We start from the raw sequence: 14,414 nt of genomic DNA, 5'->3' as shown, positions 1-14,414 counted from the left end.
CTAAAAGGAATAGAAAGACGCAGCGGCATTATGACAAGCATCTGTATCAAGAGAGGCATTTAATCGAATGCTTTTTTCATAAGTTAAAGCAGTACCGGCATCTATGTTCTCGTTTTGACAAATTGGCCAGGAACTTCTTGAGTTTTCTCTATCTCGTCAGTGCTCTCTTTTGGCTCAAATGAAAGATCAACACAACCTAGAGGTGTCCGATGTCTGCTTCGATCCCTGCTCCCCCTCAAGCCAACGTTCAGGAACGCCCCCCGCGTACCCTGTGGGGGGATGCTTGGCGGCGCTTTCGTCGGGATAGGCTGGCCCTGTTTGGGACGGCCACCTTGCTGCTCATCATCTTGGGATGTGTGGTGGGCCCGCTGATCTACACAGCTTCCCCCAGCCAGATCGACTTTTCTCGTTCTCAACTGCCCCCCAGTTGGGCCCATCCCTTTGGCACCAACGACCTGGGACAAGATGTCTTGGCGCGGGTGTTGCGCGGCGGGCGAGTATCGCTTTCAGTGGGCATTACCTCAATGCTGGTGGCCATTACGATGGGCACCTTGATCGGGGCGATATCGGGGTTTTATGGGGGTTGGATCGATGTGGCCCTGATGCGGTTTACGGATTTGTTTCTCTCCTTGCCGCAATTGCCGCTGTTGTTGTTGGTGATCTTTCTGTTTCGAGAGAGCTTGCGACGCTTGGCAGGGCCAGAAACGGGGATTTTTATCCTGGTGGTGCTGGTGATCGGCAGCTTGAATTGGATGTCGGTGGCGCGGCTGGTACGGGCCAGCTTCTTGAGCGTGCGGGAAATGGATTTTGTCTTGGCGGCTCGCGCCATTGGGGCTCCGGCCCGTCGGCTGATCTGGGTGCATATTTTCCCCAATGTGCTCAGCCCTGTGATTGTGGCGGCGACGCTATCAGTAGGGACGGCGATCATCACCGAGTCAACGCTGAGCTTCTTGGGGCTGGGGTTCCCGCCGGATGTGCCCACTTGGGGCAGATTGCTCTTCGATGCCCGCAATTACCTGGAGCAAGCGCCCCACATGGCCTTCTTCCCCGGACTGATGATTTTTTTGACCGTGCTGAGCATCAATTTTGTCGGGGATGGATTGCGAGATGCCTTGGATCCGCAAATGCGGCAACGGTGAAGTTCGTTGTTTTTCCTTCTGATTTTTTGAAACTTAACAAAGCTCCAAAGGACTCCTCCTCAAAATATTATACTATATAGAATTTTTGTATTTCTTTCACGGTTCTGGCATCAGCGGTTATCCTTAGTTCCAACTCCTTCTCGCCCAACGCTCTCTGTTGTCATGGCTAAGCCCTTTAACGTCCACATCGTTACTGCTCTCGCGGCTGCCGCCATTGCCTCTCTGCCTCAGCCAGCTTTTAGGAGAGCTCTCACGGTGGCTCTTGTAGCAGGAGCTGGCAGTGTAGCGGCTCAGAAAGTAGAGCGTAACAAATCACTGGCAGGATCCCAGGCTCAAAGAGGTCAGGTTGTCTTAGAGCTGCCTCGTCCTTCCTTTGAGCAATTTCAGGAAACGGAGGATCAGCTTCTACAGAAGGATGAGGAAACCCAGAGACAGGCACCAGAGCAGCTACGAAGCGCTCAGGCAGAGAACCTGGAACCGGGGAATCAAGCTGCACAAAAAGAGGAAGAGATCCAAAGACTGTTAGTGGATCTGCAAAAATGGCGGCAGTCCGCTACAAATTTGTCTCAGCAAGTTCAGGAAAAAGAGCATCTGCTGCGTAGTAAGCAAGACGAACTTGCACAGCTACAAGCTCGGCTTCAGCAGAGCAATGAGCAAATCCAGGCTCTGAAAGCGCAACTGGCTCAGCAGGCTCATTCGATTGAAAAGCTTCAGCTCCAGGAGCAGAGAATCAGGGATCTCTCTCAGCAAATAGAAGAAAGGAAGCAGCAACTACGCAATTACGAAAGCCAGCTCTCTGAACTACAAGCTCAGCTCCAGCGGAAGAACGAGCAAGTCACAAGCCTGGAAGCTCGGGTAGCTGAGCAAAACTGCCTGATTGAGAAGCTCCAACTCCAAGAGCAAAGAGCCAGGGATCTCTTTCAGCAAATTGAGGAGAAAGAACAGTGGCGGCAAAGTTACGAAAGGCAGCTTTCAGATCTGCGACGCCAGCTTCAACAGAAAGATGAAAAACTACAAGAATTAGAGATAGAACTAGAAGACCGGAACCAAAAGATCAAGAGTCTTGAAGAGGAGAGAGATTTTCTTAATTTAATTGTAGAAGGTTTTCAAAAGACTCTGTCTGTGCAGTACCAATGCAAAGGGGATAAACGTTACAGAGAGCAGATCTTATCAGAATGTGATATAGTATTAAGGCTAGAAAATGAGAGAGACTTTTACCCACAAGAGGCTAAGAGCTTTATCCTGGAAATTCTACGCAGGACAATTAACCAAGTGCACCAAGAAAGTCGAGTTCAGCATATCCTTAAAGACTTAATCCAGAGTAACGATGCATGTGAGGGCGACAGTTGCCGCCAAAGCATTAGAGAATTTGTAGACCACTGGTTTCGTGACTACCGAAAATGGAGTAATCGTGCCGAAAAAGAGCTTCAGAATTTTGGTTTTGAGCTTGTTTCAGAATCCCCTCACATCAAGATTTGCTTTTATGGGGATCGACGTTATTTGATTACCCTGTCTAAGACTGCTGGAGATTGGCGTGCCGGTCTTGAAATCGCTCATGATATTCGCAACAAAATCTTCGGCCTATAGACTGAGTAAAGCCGATTGCAGACTTATTTCTCATTCAAAGGATAGAGATCCCACTGGTTACAGACCTTGCCCGAAAAAATCACACTCAGTCTTGATAGGCTGGAGCTGACACCCGAGCGCCAGGGATCCCTGCCATGTTCTACCTGCCGGTCTCGCTGCTGTTGTTTTTCATGCTGGTGTTGCTGCTGCCTTTCCTCTGGCTGGGGCTGGCAGTGGATGTGGTGGCGCTGGCGGTGGGAAAGCTGGGGTTCTCGCGGGAGGGAGCGCTGTTACTGCTGCTGGCCATCCTGGTGGGCAGCTCGGTCAATATTCCCCTCTATCGAGTGAAATGCGAGGTGACGCTGGTGGAGGACTTAGCCAGCCTGTGGATGCGGCAATTCTGGGGGATCCCTTTGGCGAAAATCCCTCAGGAGACGGTAATTGCCTTGAACGTGGGCGGGGGGTTGATCCCGGTGCTCTTGGCCCTATATCAATTTGGGCGGGCCGACAGCGTGCTGATCCTGGCGGTGACGGCGCTGGTAACCTTGGTCAGCTACTATGCTTCCCACGTGGTGCCGGGGATCGGCATTCAAATGAACCCCTTGATTGCCCCGGCTACGGCAGCCTTAGCCGCTCTGTTTTGGGCAGGGGACCAGGCACCGGCAGTGGCCTTTGCTGGTGGAGTTTTGGGCACGGTGATCGGGGCAGATCTCCTGCATCTGCCAGAAGTCCTGCGGCGCAACTGCTCTGGCATTCTCAGCATTGGTGGGGCCGGGGTTTTTGATGGCATTGCCCTCTGCGGCCTGTTTGCCCTGCTGCTGAGCTAAACCAGCAAATAGGTAAGGGAAAGGGTGATGGATTGGGCGGGATCCAGCCAACGCAAGTCGGGATCCCCTTCGGAGGCACGCTGAGTCAACTCCTCGAGGAGCGTTTGCGTCCATTCCAGCGGCCCATTGAGCAACATCGGCGAACGGGCTACCCCCAGTTTGCGGGCCATAGCCTTGAGGGCTTCCAAGCTGGCGGACAGGGGGCGGGTGCTGGCCACAAACAACAGCTCCGTCAGCCCTTGGTCATGACAGGTGAGCAAGTCAGAGCTCACAGCAGAGCGCAGCTCGCCATCGACCTCCGGCAAGGGTGGCAAAGTTAAACTGCTCTTGGCTTCCAAGCGAAGAGGTGTGGTGAAGTTGTCCTGAGGCAGGGGGGCCAGCAGGTGCAGTTGTCCGGTCGGGTCGATCAGCAACAGGTAGCCGAACAGATGCTGATCGCTGTTGTTGCAAAGGGTGAGATGCAAGGGATCCCCTCGCGTAAACCGCTGCATACCCACCTCAGCAGGAGCGGAAGTTGCGGACTGGACAAGGCGTGCCGCCAACGAGGGAGCTTTGGCAGCTCTACCTTTGACAGCCAACTCCGCCACCACCGCCAAGGAAGAGGAAACAGCATTGAGAGTGGTGCGCAAACGTTTGGCAGCCAGCAGATGGGCAAGACGGGGAGCTAACCGCTGGACGGCCATTGCTGCAGCCTCTCCTGCTGGGCCACAGGAATTCAGGAGCAATTCTCGCCCCGGCCAGAACAGGCTGTAGCTGTTCACTTCCAGAGGCTTGAGCAGGGTGTCCGACCGTTCGCGCCAGCGGGACGGAGTCCTAAAAGCAGCGGCCATTTCCGGGGTGATGCGGCCCAACAAACAGTCCACCTGTCGCTCGCGGGGGTTGGCCGTTTCCATCCAGCTATAGCCGGCAATGGCATTGGTCAGATCCACCTTTTCGATGCGGCCCAGGTTCTCTTCTAGGCCAACCAAAAGCTTGAGCGTGCTGGAGAGGCCGCGCAGCTGCTCCCGCAAAGGTGTGCCCACAGGGGGAAACTGCCCTTCCGGGCTGGCCACCTGAACCTGAGCCAACAGCCCACTGCGAGAACGCATGAGCAGCGGCGTCGGCGAAGAGGCGGAAGGATCGGCGGGAATGGGAGCCAAAAGAGTACCCGGCTGCAAACCACACAGGGCCGCCGATGGGATCCCGCCTAACCACACCTGAGCCCGATTTCCCTTCACTTCTTGAACTACCCCGCTGACCCCTGCCGGTGTGGGCATGAGAAAATAGGGGTGGATGTGTCGAGCAGTGTCTTTGCCTTCCAAGGTGGGGCGTTGGCAGGCGAATAGGCCCAGCTCTCGCCGGCTAACCACTTGGTTAAAGGCCACCAGCAGACGAGTGGCAGGCGTGGTTTCCCACAGGTACTGCGTCAGCAGATAGGTGAGTACCCCAGCATAGAATCCTGGCCAAGCGGCTTCTGCTGCCAAGTCCTGGGGAGTGGTGGCCGAAATCAGCAAGCCCTTGGGCGGAGACGGCCAAACCCGCTGCGGCTCCGAGGAGTCCGAGATCGCGGCTGGGGGACGGGAACGCAGTTGCAAGTTGCCTCGCACCGACGGCGAGACATAGGTAAAGCCACAGTCCAGAAGGGTGGTGATCTGGGCAGTGCCCAAGCCTTCCAAAAGCCGGAAAAAGCTGTCTAGCTCCATTGCTGCCACTCCCTCAGAGCTAGACAACAGCAGCACCGGCTGCCAACAGTTGGGCGCGGATCCCAGCCGCCACTGGCCATAGCCGCTAAACTGCACCACTACCGTTTCAGCCGTGTGACCTTGACCCCCCAAGTGCTCTGCAAAGGCCGATTGGATCCCAGCCGGCGTGGCTGCCCCATCGGTAAGGGTGAGAATGTCTGCCGGGTCAAAACCAAAGCGATAGAGGAGTAGCTCCCGCTGCAACTCCACATCTGTCAAACACCCTTGTAGCGCGGATCCCTCACCAAGGTAGCGGTTAATACCGATGAGAACAGCCAGCTTGCGGGAGCCAGCCGCCAAAGCTTGCCCATATCGCTCAGCCCGGCCCCTCAACCAGCCAGGGGACAGGCCAAGACCGGCAGCAACCAGGAGGAGTTTTTGCAGAAAAGACCGCCTTTCCATGTTGACCCTCTGGGTTGACCCCCGGCCCAACGACTACCCCATCGGCCAGCGAGCCACAGCTAAACTTTGCACTGGAATCTGTTGCTGCCTATTTCAGGATATCCCCATCCACACAGCTTTTTCCCGAGATCGAGTGACAGTTTTTGGCGTTTTCTTTGCATTCCTTATCAATCAAACCTCCGCTACTTCCCATGGGGATCCCACGGCAGCGCTCTTCTGTCAGACAAGTCCGTCAGACAGGAGGGAAAGTGTGAGGAAGTCAATACTCAGCGGTTCAGGAAATAGGGCAAGCAAGCCCCACGCTCCGGCCAATGGAAGCGGACGAAGGGAACCAAAATGAACCTAGCTATCCCCAGACAGAACAGGCCAAAGTAGAGGTGGAAAGCCCCGACTGGATCAGCTGGTTCCATCCTTCCCCCTCCTAGGGATCCCAGCGCTAAGGCCAAGAGATTGTTCAAGGCATGAGCCAAGACAGGCAAGGTCAGGGAGCGAGTCTGCAAGTAGAACAGGCCCATCACCAAGCCGAACACCGTCAACCCGACTGGGTTGGGGTGCAGCAGGCCGAACACCACAGAAGAAGCCAGTAGCCCTCTGGAGAGGCCCCACTTGAGGCCCCAGCGGTGTAGCAAGATGCCGCGAAACAGCCACTCCTCCGTTATGGGGGCCACCACCCCAATCGAGAGCCAGCGCAACCCCTGATACACCTGCGGCCAGGCCATTTCTCCATCCTCTTCCCCCAGTGAGTGCAGCATCGACTCCGCCAGCTCCGGCGCAGGCAGGGATACCAGGTAGAGCATCAACAAAGTTGTGCCCAGGGAGAGCACCAGCAAAGCCGGCACCACCCGCAGCAGGGATCCCCAGGGAATAGCAGCCCGCCAGTTGCCCCACAGCCGCCTCATCTGCAGATGGGCTTGCTGCCCCCGCCGCCAGCTCCAAATACAGGTGAGGACAAAAGTGGAGCAATAGACCAGGTAGGCCAGCAGTGGATCATCCGGTGGGAGATGCAACATCTGGGCCAAAGCCACGGCTCCCAAACCCACGCCCAGGTTGATCACCAAGAAGGCCAACAGCAGGTGGCGCGCCTTAAGGGCTGCAAATCCGGTCGAACTCGGCTCGGCAGGCGGCAGAGGGGGGGATCCAGACACAAAGGCAGAGATCGCGGTTTTCCCATTTTAGGTTTGGCGGGGATCCCCGTAGGTGGGCTGCTGTCACCTTCTCCGGGAGAGGATGAAGATCCTTTTCTGAAGGTTTGGCTGGCCTTTTCAAGCCCAATCGAGCAGGCCGGTGGCCGCCTCCAAGAGTCGCCAGGCTGAGCCAGCAAGTTAAGATGTGTTACGGAATCCGTTGGGGCATCTATGGGCGCAACACCGTCAACACCGGTAGTGACAACAGCAGCGAGGCAGCATAACTTGGGTTCCGCAGCGGCGGACTCTCCGGTTATGACCATCCCGCCAGCAAATCTGGGAGTGGCACCGGAGTTGAGCCTGCGTTATGACCCAGAACAGTTGGCCAAGCAATATCGAGGGCGCTGGGATCTGGTGGTGCGGCGCCTGTTTCAGTTGATCACCCCTTTTTTGGGCTTGTTGGCCTGGGTGTTTTGGGATCGCTGGCGGGGAGTAGAACTGAAGAATCGCCCGAAACATGCGGCCCGGCTACGGGAGATCCTCACGGAATTGGGGCCGACAGCCATCAAAATCGGCCAAGCCCTCTCCACCCGTCCCGATCTGGTTTCGCCCCTGTTTCTGGAGGAACTGGCCAAACTGCAGGATGAGCTGCCCCCCTTTGACAATGCCATCGCTTTTGCCCTCATCGAGTCGGAAATCGGCAAACCCGTAGACAAAATCTTTCGAGAAATCAGCCCCGAACCGATTGCCGCCGCCAGCTTGGGGCAAGTGTACCAAGCCTACTTGCATACCGGAGAGAAAGTCGCCGTCAAGGTGCAGCGGCCCGATTTGATCGGGCGCATCTCTCTCGACATGTACATTGTTCGCAGCTTGGCGCTGTGGGCCAAAAAAACTTTCCGCCGCATCCGCAGCGACCTGGTAGGCATCGTCGATGAGTTCGCCGGGCGCCTTTACGAAGAGATGGACTACACCCAGGAGGGCCGCAATGCCGAGCGGTTCCTGGCCCTGTACCGTCACCCCTCCATCTATGCCCCCAGAATTTACTGGGAGTACACCCGCACCAAGGTGCTGACGATGGAGTGGATTGATGGCATCAAGCTGACTCAGGTTGACAAAATCGCTGCTGCGGGGCTGGATGGACGGCACTTGATCGAGATCGGTGTCAATTGCTCCCTCAAGCAGCTTTTGGAAAATGGCTTTTTCCACGCCGATCCCCACCCGGGCAACCTCTTGGCCATGTACGACGGGCGGCTGGCCTATATCGATTTCGGCATGATGAGCACCATCGCGCCCCATCAGCGCTACGGCCTGATCAAGGCGATTGTGCATTTGGTGAACCGAGACTTCGCCGGGCTGGCCCAAGACTACGTGGACTTGGAGTTCCTGGATCCAGATACCGACCTGACTCCCATCATCCCTGCTCTGGAAGCTGTCTTCGCCGAAGCGATGGGCAAATCGGTCTCCGAACTGAATTTCAAGAGCATCACCGATCGGCTCTCGGGGGTGATGTACGACTTTCCCTTTCGAGTTCCCGCCTACTACGCCTTGATCATCCGCTCTTTGCTCACCCTGGAAGGGATTGCCATCGGCCTGGATCCCAACTTTAAGGTGTTGAGCGTGGCCTATCCCTACGTGGCTCAGCGCCTGCTCACCGACCCGGCCCCGGAGCTGCGCGTATCTCTGCGGGAGCTGCTGTTTAACCAGGGGCAATTTCGCTGGAACCGCCTGGAGAACCTGCTGCGCAACGCCGTCAACAGCGAGGATTTTGACCTGCAGGGATCCCTGGAAAAGGCCGTTGATTTTATCTTTTCTGAGCGGGGCGCTTTCCTGCGGGAGCGCCTAGTGGATGTGCTCTTTTCCAGCTCGGGATCCCAGGGTGGCTCAGATGGCTTGGCTCATTTGCAGCGTCTGTGGGAACTCCTCAGCAGCAACCCGAGCTTTCAGCCGCTGCAGCTTCTGCCGATTGTTGCCAAGGTGGCTGCCAAACCGGAAGCTCAACAACTGGGCCGTCAATTGGCCTCCCGCTGGTTGCAACGCTCGGCAGCTCGCCTCATCCGCGACCTGCTATTGCCGGATACAGAAAAGCCCAGTTCACCCTCTTCCCTCAACGGGCGTGGTGGGATCCCTGGGCCAGCAACCTCTGCTTCTACCGCTCAACTTCCCCTTCCGGCCTAGCTCAGGTGCTCTTGGGGGGCAGTATCGCTGTTGGGGTTAACAGAGGCCAGAGCCAGCGTAATCCACTCGGAAAATTCATCGCGGCGGAAAACCTGGGGGCGGGAGCGGGGGCCAAAACGCAGCAGGCTGGGCATGCCGTGCTCCTTGAGTCGAGACTGTAGCCAGGTGCCCACACCGGTTTTGCCATCGTTGGGCATTTCGGTTTGGAAGTCACTGTACATCAACAACAACTGGCTGCGAGATTGGAGCACCGCATTCTCTTGAATTAACTTCGGCAAGGAGAGATGGGTGGCTGAGACTGCCCCTTTGCTCCCTTTGGCCGATTCACGACGACGGTCGCGCGGGCGCGGGTTAGTGCTTTCACGGCTCTTGCGGGTTTTGGGTTCACTAGGCATAGAATCTCCTAAACGACAGAGTGCTCCCCAACGGGGGTTAAAGCGGGAACTCGCAGGCCAAAAGCCGAGCCCGCTGTGAAAGTGGCTCGATGGGTACAGTTCTGGAGCAATCGCTGAGAAGAGGGACACCTGCTCTTGAGTAAGCGAAGAAGAACTGCGCTGAGCCGGCACGAAAGGCTGGGATCCCTTCGGCGCAACAGCAGTCCACAGCGGGCCGAGCTCCTGCCAATACATCCAAGGCCTGCCCTTGTTTTTCCTGTCGGAGGCCAGTTTGGCTACCACGAATCCGCAGGGCAAGCAAGCCCGGATGTTACCCCTATATTGACTTAAAAATGGACAAGTGGACAGTCCCTGGCCGAGAATTTAGCTGCTGCGGCGGGAGCTTCGGAAGGAACTAGGCTTGCCCGCCGGTGGCGAGTATCGCTGAGCTACGGGAGCAGCCTCCTACTACACCTGGAAGCGGTTGTTGGTGGTGTCCAAAAAGGAGTTTCACTGGCTTACTGAGATACTATGCGCATTGCCATTGTCGGGTTGGGGTTGATTGGCGGATCCCTGGCCCTCAAACTGACCGAAAAGGGATATCCCGTCTGGGGGATAAGCCGCAACCCGGCCACCTGCAAACAGGCTCTGGAACGGGGTGCTGTCCAAGGCTGTGGAACCGAGTTGGCCCAGTTGGCTCGCTTTGATCCGCAAATGGTGCTGATCTGTACCCCTCTGGAGCAGGTGTTGACCACGCTAGCCGCCCTGTTGCCTTATTTGTCGGCAGAAACCGTGGTGAGCGATGTCGGCTCGGTTAAGCAGCCCATCGTTGCTCCGGCAACCGAATTGTGGCCCTGGTTTGTGGGGGGGCACCCCATGGCCGGCAAAAGCCTGCAAGGGATCCAAGCGGCAGAAGCTGACTTGTTTCGGGGGCGGCCCTACGTGCTCACTCCCATCGCCGAGACCCAACCTCAGGCTCTCGATGCGGTGAAAGAACTGATTGCTGCTGTTGGCGCAGAAGCTGTCCTCACGGATCCCGCCCGCCATGACCGAGCGGTGGCCTGGATCAGCCATTTGCCGGTTATGGTCAGTGCCAGCTTGATCGCAGCCGTCAGCCAGGAGGAGGATCCCGCGATTCTGGAATTGGCCCGCACCTTGGCCAGCAGCGGATTCCGCGATACCAGCCGTGTTGGCGGAGGGATCCCGCAATTGGGTTTGGAAATGGCCCGCCACAACCGGCAGGCGCTGCTGACTGCCCTGAGCAGCTACCAAGCCCAGTTACGACAGATAGAGCGGTTGATCGATGGCGAAAAGTGGGACGAATTGCTCCGGGTGCTGCAACGAACTCAACAAGAATGGCAGCAGTTCCCGGTCAACCATCCTCGCGAAATTCTCCACAACCTGGGCGGTGGGAATGGATAGCAAAGATATCTTGAACGGGCTCGGGGATCCTTCATGCTACCTTGGGCTTATGTTGACAGATTGAGCTTATGTTGAATGCGGCTCAGCTCTGGCTTTACCACCTAGAACAATGGGCAACTGAGCTGGTGCAGTTTCAACTGCAGCACCTTTCTCCCGTCAGTCTGTTGGTGGTGGGTCTGGCGGGCTTGCTCACCAGTCTTTCCCCCTGCACGTTGTCTATGCTGCCGGTGACCATCGGCTACATCGGCGGCTACACCCCCGCTTCTGAGGAAACGGCTGGGGAAGGGCGGCGGCAAGTTTGGGCTCAATCCCTGGGTTTTGCGGCTGGCGTGGCTTTTACCCTGACCCTGCTGGGTTTGTCGGCAGCTTTGCTGGGTCGCGTTTACGGACAAACGGGATCCTTTGGGCCCACTGTGGCGGGGGGAATTGCCATCTTGATGGGGCTGAACTTGTTAGAGGTGATCCCCCTGCGTTTTCCCGATGGGTTTAACCGCCTCGAGATCCCCGGGAAATGGCCCAGGTTAGGCCGGGCAGTGTTGCTGGGGTTAACCTTTGGCCTGGTGGCCTCTCCCTGCAGTACGCCGGTTTTGGTGGCTTTGCTGGCTTGGGTTTCCACCACAGGGCAGCCATGGGTAGGGGGTGGGCTGTTGCTGGCTTACGGGCTGGGGTTGGCCTTTCCCCTGCTCCTGGCGGGGGTGTTTACCGGAGCGGTGAAGCAACTGTTGGCCTTGCGGCGCTGGTCGGGCTGGCTCACCTACGCCAGTGGGGTGATGTTGGTGGGGTTCGGCAGCGTAACGATCCTGTCGGCCTGGGTCTAAGGGATCCCTGCTGCTGCAGGCTAAGATGGGGCTACACCTACAGCACCCTGTTGAAAACTGCACCTTGCCTGGCAAGAGCAGCGATCTGAATCTTGAGCCGACAAACTTCTCATGGTCATATACTCTCTCCCGCTTGCCCGCTGGGCTTCCTCGCTGCGGCGGTATTTTCGACATGAGCTGCTGCCGCTGCTGGCGGATCTGCGCCTGGCCATCGGCCTTTTGTTGGCGATTGCGGTTTTGAGCGCCACCGGCACGGTAATTGAGCAAGAGGAAACAGCGGCTTTTTATCAAGCCCACTATCCGGAGCATCCGGCCCTGTTTGGCTTTCTCACGTGGCGGGTGATCCTGAACTTGGGATTGGATCACGTCTACCGCACCCCTTGGTTTCTGGCTATTTTAATCCTGTTCGGCAGCAGCCTTATCGCCTGTTCCTTTACGCGCCAGTGGCCAATGCTCAAGGTGGCTCGCCGTTGGAGCTATCTCACCCGTCCGCAGTCTTTTCAGCGCCTGCCCTTTTGGACTTATCTGCCCCAACAATCCTTACAATGGCTGCCGCAGCAGTTGCGTCGACAGGGCTATCTGGTGTTTCAGGAGGGCCATTACCTCTACGCCCGCAAGGGGTTAATCGGCAGGATCGGCCCCATCTTGGTGCATGTCAGCATGCTGCTGATCTTGCTGGGGGCGATTTGGGGCAGCATTGGCGGCTTCAAGGCCCAAGAACTCATTCCCAGCGGCAGCGTGGCTTCCATTCAACACTTGACCGGAGCAGGGGATCTGGCTCGCGCTCACTTGCCTACCTGGCAAATTCGGGCCAATCGCTTCTGGATTGACTACGCTCCCGATGGCCGTGTCAAGCAGTTTTATTCCGACCTCTCGATCTTGGATCAGGGTCAGGAGGTCAAACGTCAGACCATTTCCGTCAACCATCCTCTCTCCTACCGGGGTGTGACCCTTTACCAAGCCGATTGGAGCATCGACAGCATCCGCATCCGCATCAACAACAGCCCCACTTTTCAAATCCCGGTGGTGCCGGTGCGTACCGAGGCAGGCAACAAACTCTGGGGCGCTTTTGTGCCCACCCAGCCGGACATGAGCCAGGGACTCACGCTGCTGCTGCCGGATTTGCAGGGGACAGCCCTGCTCTACGACACTGAAGGGCAATGGATGGGATCCCTGCGCCAAGGCATGAGCTTGGCCCTCGACGAGGTCGCTCCCCAACGCTTCCCCAACCCCCTCACTCTGTATCTGGATGAGGTGATCGGCGCTACCGGACTGCAAATTAAATCCGATCCAGGGATCCCTGCGGTGTATCTCGGATTTGGCCTGTTGATGGTGGGGGTGGTGATGAGCTACTTCAGCTACAGCCAAATCTGGGCTTTGCAAACGGAGACGGGGCTCTACTTGGGGGGCAAAACCAACCGGGCCTTGGTTACTTTCGAGCGAGAATTCGACCGCTTGGTGGAGCAACAAAAGGTCGCCTTCTCTCTTTCCCAGATCCTGGCGGAAGCTGAGATTGGATAGGTGCTGCCTTTTCCTCCGAAACTGAGCTCTATCTCCTGCCCAATAGGGATCCCATGAGGTTGAAAGCCCTCATTTGATTTTCCTTGCCACATCCTAAAGTTCTCTGGAAGGATGTATACAATGCAGGGATCCAGTGGCCAGTCAGGGGGATCCCTTGGGTCGGGCTCATGGCTTGAGTTTGAGGGGATGTTCTCGGGTCATCCAAAGTGAGAGGGAACTTGAGAAAAATGCAAACTACTGTTTCAGTTTCCACACACTTCTCCACATCCGGAAAGCTTGCTTAGAGATTGAGTTAGAGTGTTTCCAGTCGGTTCCTGCAGTATGCTGCCTTTTCAGGAGGGCAAGACATGAAAGTTGGAGATCGGGTGCGGGTGCGTACCAGCGTGATTGTCTATCACCACCCGGAACATCGCAATCAACCTTTTGACCTCAAAGGTATGGAAGGGGAACTGAAGGCCGTGCTTCGAGATTGGAATGGCCGCCCGATCAGCGCCAATTTTCCCTTTCAGGTGCAGTTTGGCAACAAGTTCCGTGCCCATCTCCAGGCTGATGAGCTGGAGGTGGTGGAGTCGGCTGGTTCTGGAGAGTCTGCTGAGACGGCTGCCTAGTTGAGGCCCAACAGCGTGCGGTTGGTTTCCAGAATCGGCCTGATCAACTTGGTTTCTTCGGGGGTGAGGTAATTGGCTATCACTTCTTGTAGGAAGCGATAGGTGGCCTCGCAACTGCGTTGGGTGCGGAAGGCCCGCATTAAGGTCTGGAACCAGTAGAGAAATCGATCTTTGTAGCGTTGCTCATCGTCCAGGAGCATGGCCAAAGCCGAGAGGCGCAAAACCCGCACGGTGTCAGCCTTCCACTTGTTGCTGAAGTCTTCCACCCCTCGCATGAGCAAGTAGGGATCCAGCGCGCGCATTTTCATCTCCACATCCCGGATGATCTGGGCCTCCGCCGCCTGAATCTTGCGATAGGCGCTCAGGCGTAGGTCAAAGGAGGCTAGATAGGTCTCCATGAACTGCAGCTCTTCATCCCTGAGATAGCGCCCGTCGGCAGCGATGCTCAGTTCGCGCAGTTGAGTCAGCATAGGGATCCCTGGGCAAGCTGGAATGAGAGTGGAAAAAACACCACCTATCCTGGCTGACGGCACAGCCTTGGTCTCTCAATCCTATCCCCAAACTCCCGGCCAGAAGAGGGGAATTGCAGGGATCCCCGGCAACCCTCTCAGTCAGGTTAATATTAATTAACAGTCTGTTGCTGCAAGAACCCACCCGACCCCAGATTGTTACCCACAAGTCGCCATCTGCGAGTTCGATTCAAAAACACCCTTTGGG

12 protein-coding genes and 1 pseudogene are annotated in these 14,414 nt (G+C 56.7%); 9 read left to right on the top strand and 4 right to left on the bottom strand.

The features are described 5' to 3' along the window. The 4 genes and pseudogenes from NW842_RS05185 to NW842_RS05170 form a co-directional block, all read left to right on the top strand. A pseudogene (locus NW842_RS05185) lies at nt 1-182 on the top strand (IS5/IS1182 family transposase); the annotation flags it as partial. Between the two features lie 27 nt (nt 183-209). After that, a complete protein-coding gene (locus tag NW842_RS05180) occupies nt 210-1,139 on the top strand; it encodes an ABC transporter permease (RefSeq protein ID WP_414358445.1) in 930 nt (309 codons plus the stop codon). Nucleotides 1,140-1,301: 162 nt separating this feature from the next. Next, the gene (locus tag NW842_RS05175; RefSeq protein WP_414417604.1) at nt 1,302-2,726 is read left to right on the top strand and encodes a hypothetical protein; all 1,425 of its coding nucleotides are present in this window, start codon (nt 1,302-1,304) and stop codon (nt 2,724-2,726) included. 134 nt (nt 2,727-2,860) lie between these two features. Continuing rightward, nucleotides 2,861-3,532: a DUF1614 domain-containing protein gene (locus NW842_RS05170; RefSeq protein WP_414417603.1), complete on the top strand. Its 672-nt coding sequence runs from the start codon at nt 2,861-2,863 to the stop codon at nt 3,530-3,532. Here the strand turns inward: NW842_RS05170 and NW842_RS05165 are convergent. Together NW842_RS05165 and NW842_RS05160 are read right to left on the bottom strand one after the other, a co-directional pair. Continuing rightward, nucleotides 3,529-5,655, bottom strand: coding sequence for a caspase family protein (locus NW842_RS05165; protein WP_414417602.1), 2,127 nt, complete (start codon nt 5,653-5,655; stop codon nt 3,529-3,531). The genes NW842_RS05170 and NW842_RS05165 overlap by 4 nt on opposite strands. Before the next feature lie 266 nt (nt 5,656-5,921). Further along, nucleotides 5,922-6,800: a lysostaphin resistance A-like protein gene (locus tag NW842_RS05160; RefSeq protein WP_414357463.1), complete on the bottom strand. Its 879-nt coding sequence runs from the start codon at nt 6,798-6,800 to the stop codon at nt 5,922-5,924. Nucleotides 6,801-7,010: 210 nt separating this feature from the next. Here NW842_RS05160 and NW842_RS05155 point away from each other — a divergent pair, with 210 nt between their 5' ends. Next, nucleotides 7,011-8,954: an ABC1 kinase family protein gene (locus NW842_RS05155; RefSeq protein ID WP_414357462.1), complete on the top strand. Its 1,944-nt coding sequence runs from the start codon at nt 7,011-7,013 to the stop codon at nt 8,952-8,954. On the opposite strand, the gene NW842_RS05150 is transcribed toward NW842_RS05155, so the two are convergent. Further along, nucleotides 8,951-9,349: a hypothetical protein gene (locus NW842_RS05150; RefSeq protein WP_414330450.1), complete on the bottom strand. Its 399-nt coding sequence runs from the start codon at nt 9,347-9,349 to the stop codon at nt 8,951-8,953. The genes NW842_RS05155 and NW842_RS05150 overlap by 4 nt on opposite strands. Nucleotides 9,350-9,859: 510 nt before the next feature. On the opposite strand from NW842_RS05150, the gene NW842_RS05145 reads away from it, so the two are divergent. The 4 genes from NW842_RS05145 (at nt 9,860) to NW842_RS05130 (ending at nt 13,697) form a co-directional block, all read left to right on the top strand. After that, the gene (locus NW842_RS05145; RefSeq protein ID WP_414417601.1) at nt 9,860-10,750 is read left to right on the top strand and encodes a prephenate/arogenate dehydrogenase; all 891 of its coding nucleotides are present in this window, start codon (nt 9,860-9,862) and stop codon (nt 10,748-10,750) included. A 68-nt stretch (nt 10,751-10,818) separates the two neighbouring features. After that, nucleotides 10,819-11,568, top strand: coding sequence for a cytochrome c biogenesis protein CcdA (locus NW842_RS05140; protein WP_414417600.1), 750 nt, complete (start codon nt 10,819-10,821; stop codon nt 11,566-11,568). A gap of 111 nt (nt 11,569-11,679) precedes the next feature. Then, complete coding sequence (locus tag NW842_RS05135) at nt 11,680-13,089, top strand: cytochrome c biogenesis protein (RefSeq protein WP_414417599.1); 1,410 nt, start codon at nt 11,680-11,682, stop codon at nt 13,087-13,089. Nucleotides 13,090-13,436: 347 nt separating this feature from the next. Continuing rightward, entirely contained in the window at nt 13,437-13,697 is a 261-nt protein-coding gene (locus NW842_RS05130) for a ferredoxin-thioredoxin reductase variable chain (RefSeq protein ID WP_414416427.1), read from the top strand. Here the strand turns inward: NW842_RS05130 and NW842_RS05125 are convergent. Then, on the bottom strand, nt 13,694-14,167 hold the full coding sequence (locus NW842_RS05125) for a hypothetical protein (protein WP_011432275.1): 474 nt from the start codon (nt 14,165-14,167) through the stop codon (nt 13,694-13,696). The genes NW842_RS05130 and NW842_RS05125 overlap by 4 nt on opposite strands. Nucleotides 14,168-14,414 lie beyond the last annotated feature (247 nt).

It is taken from the genome of Synechococcus sp. R55.4 (assembly GCF_047461935.1).
GTDB lineage: Bacteria > Cyanobacteriota > Cyanobacteriia > Thermostichales > Thermostichaceae > Thermostichus.
This window is presented reverse-complemented; position numbering and strand designations above follow the sequence as displayed.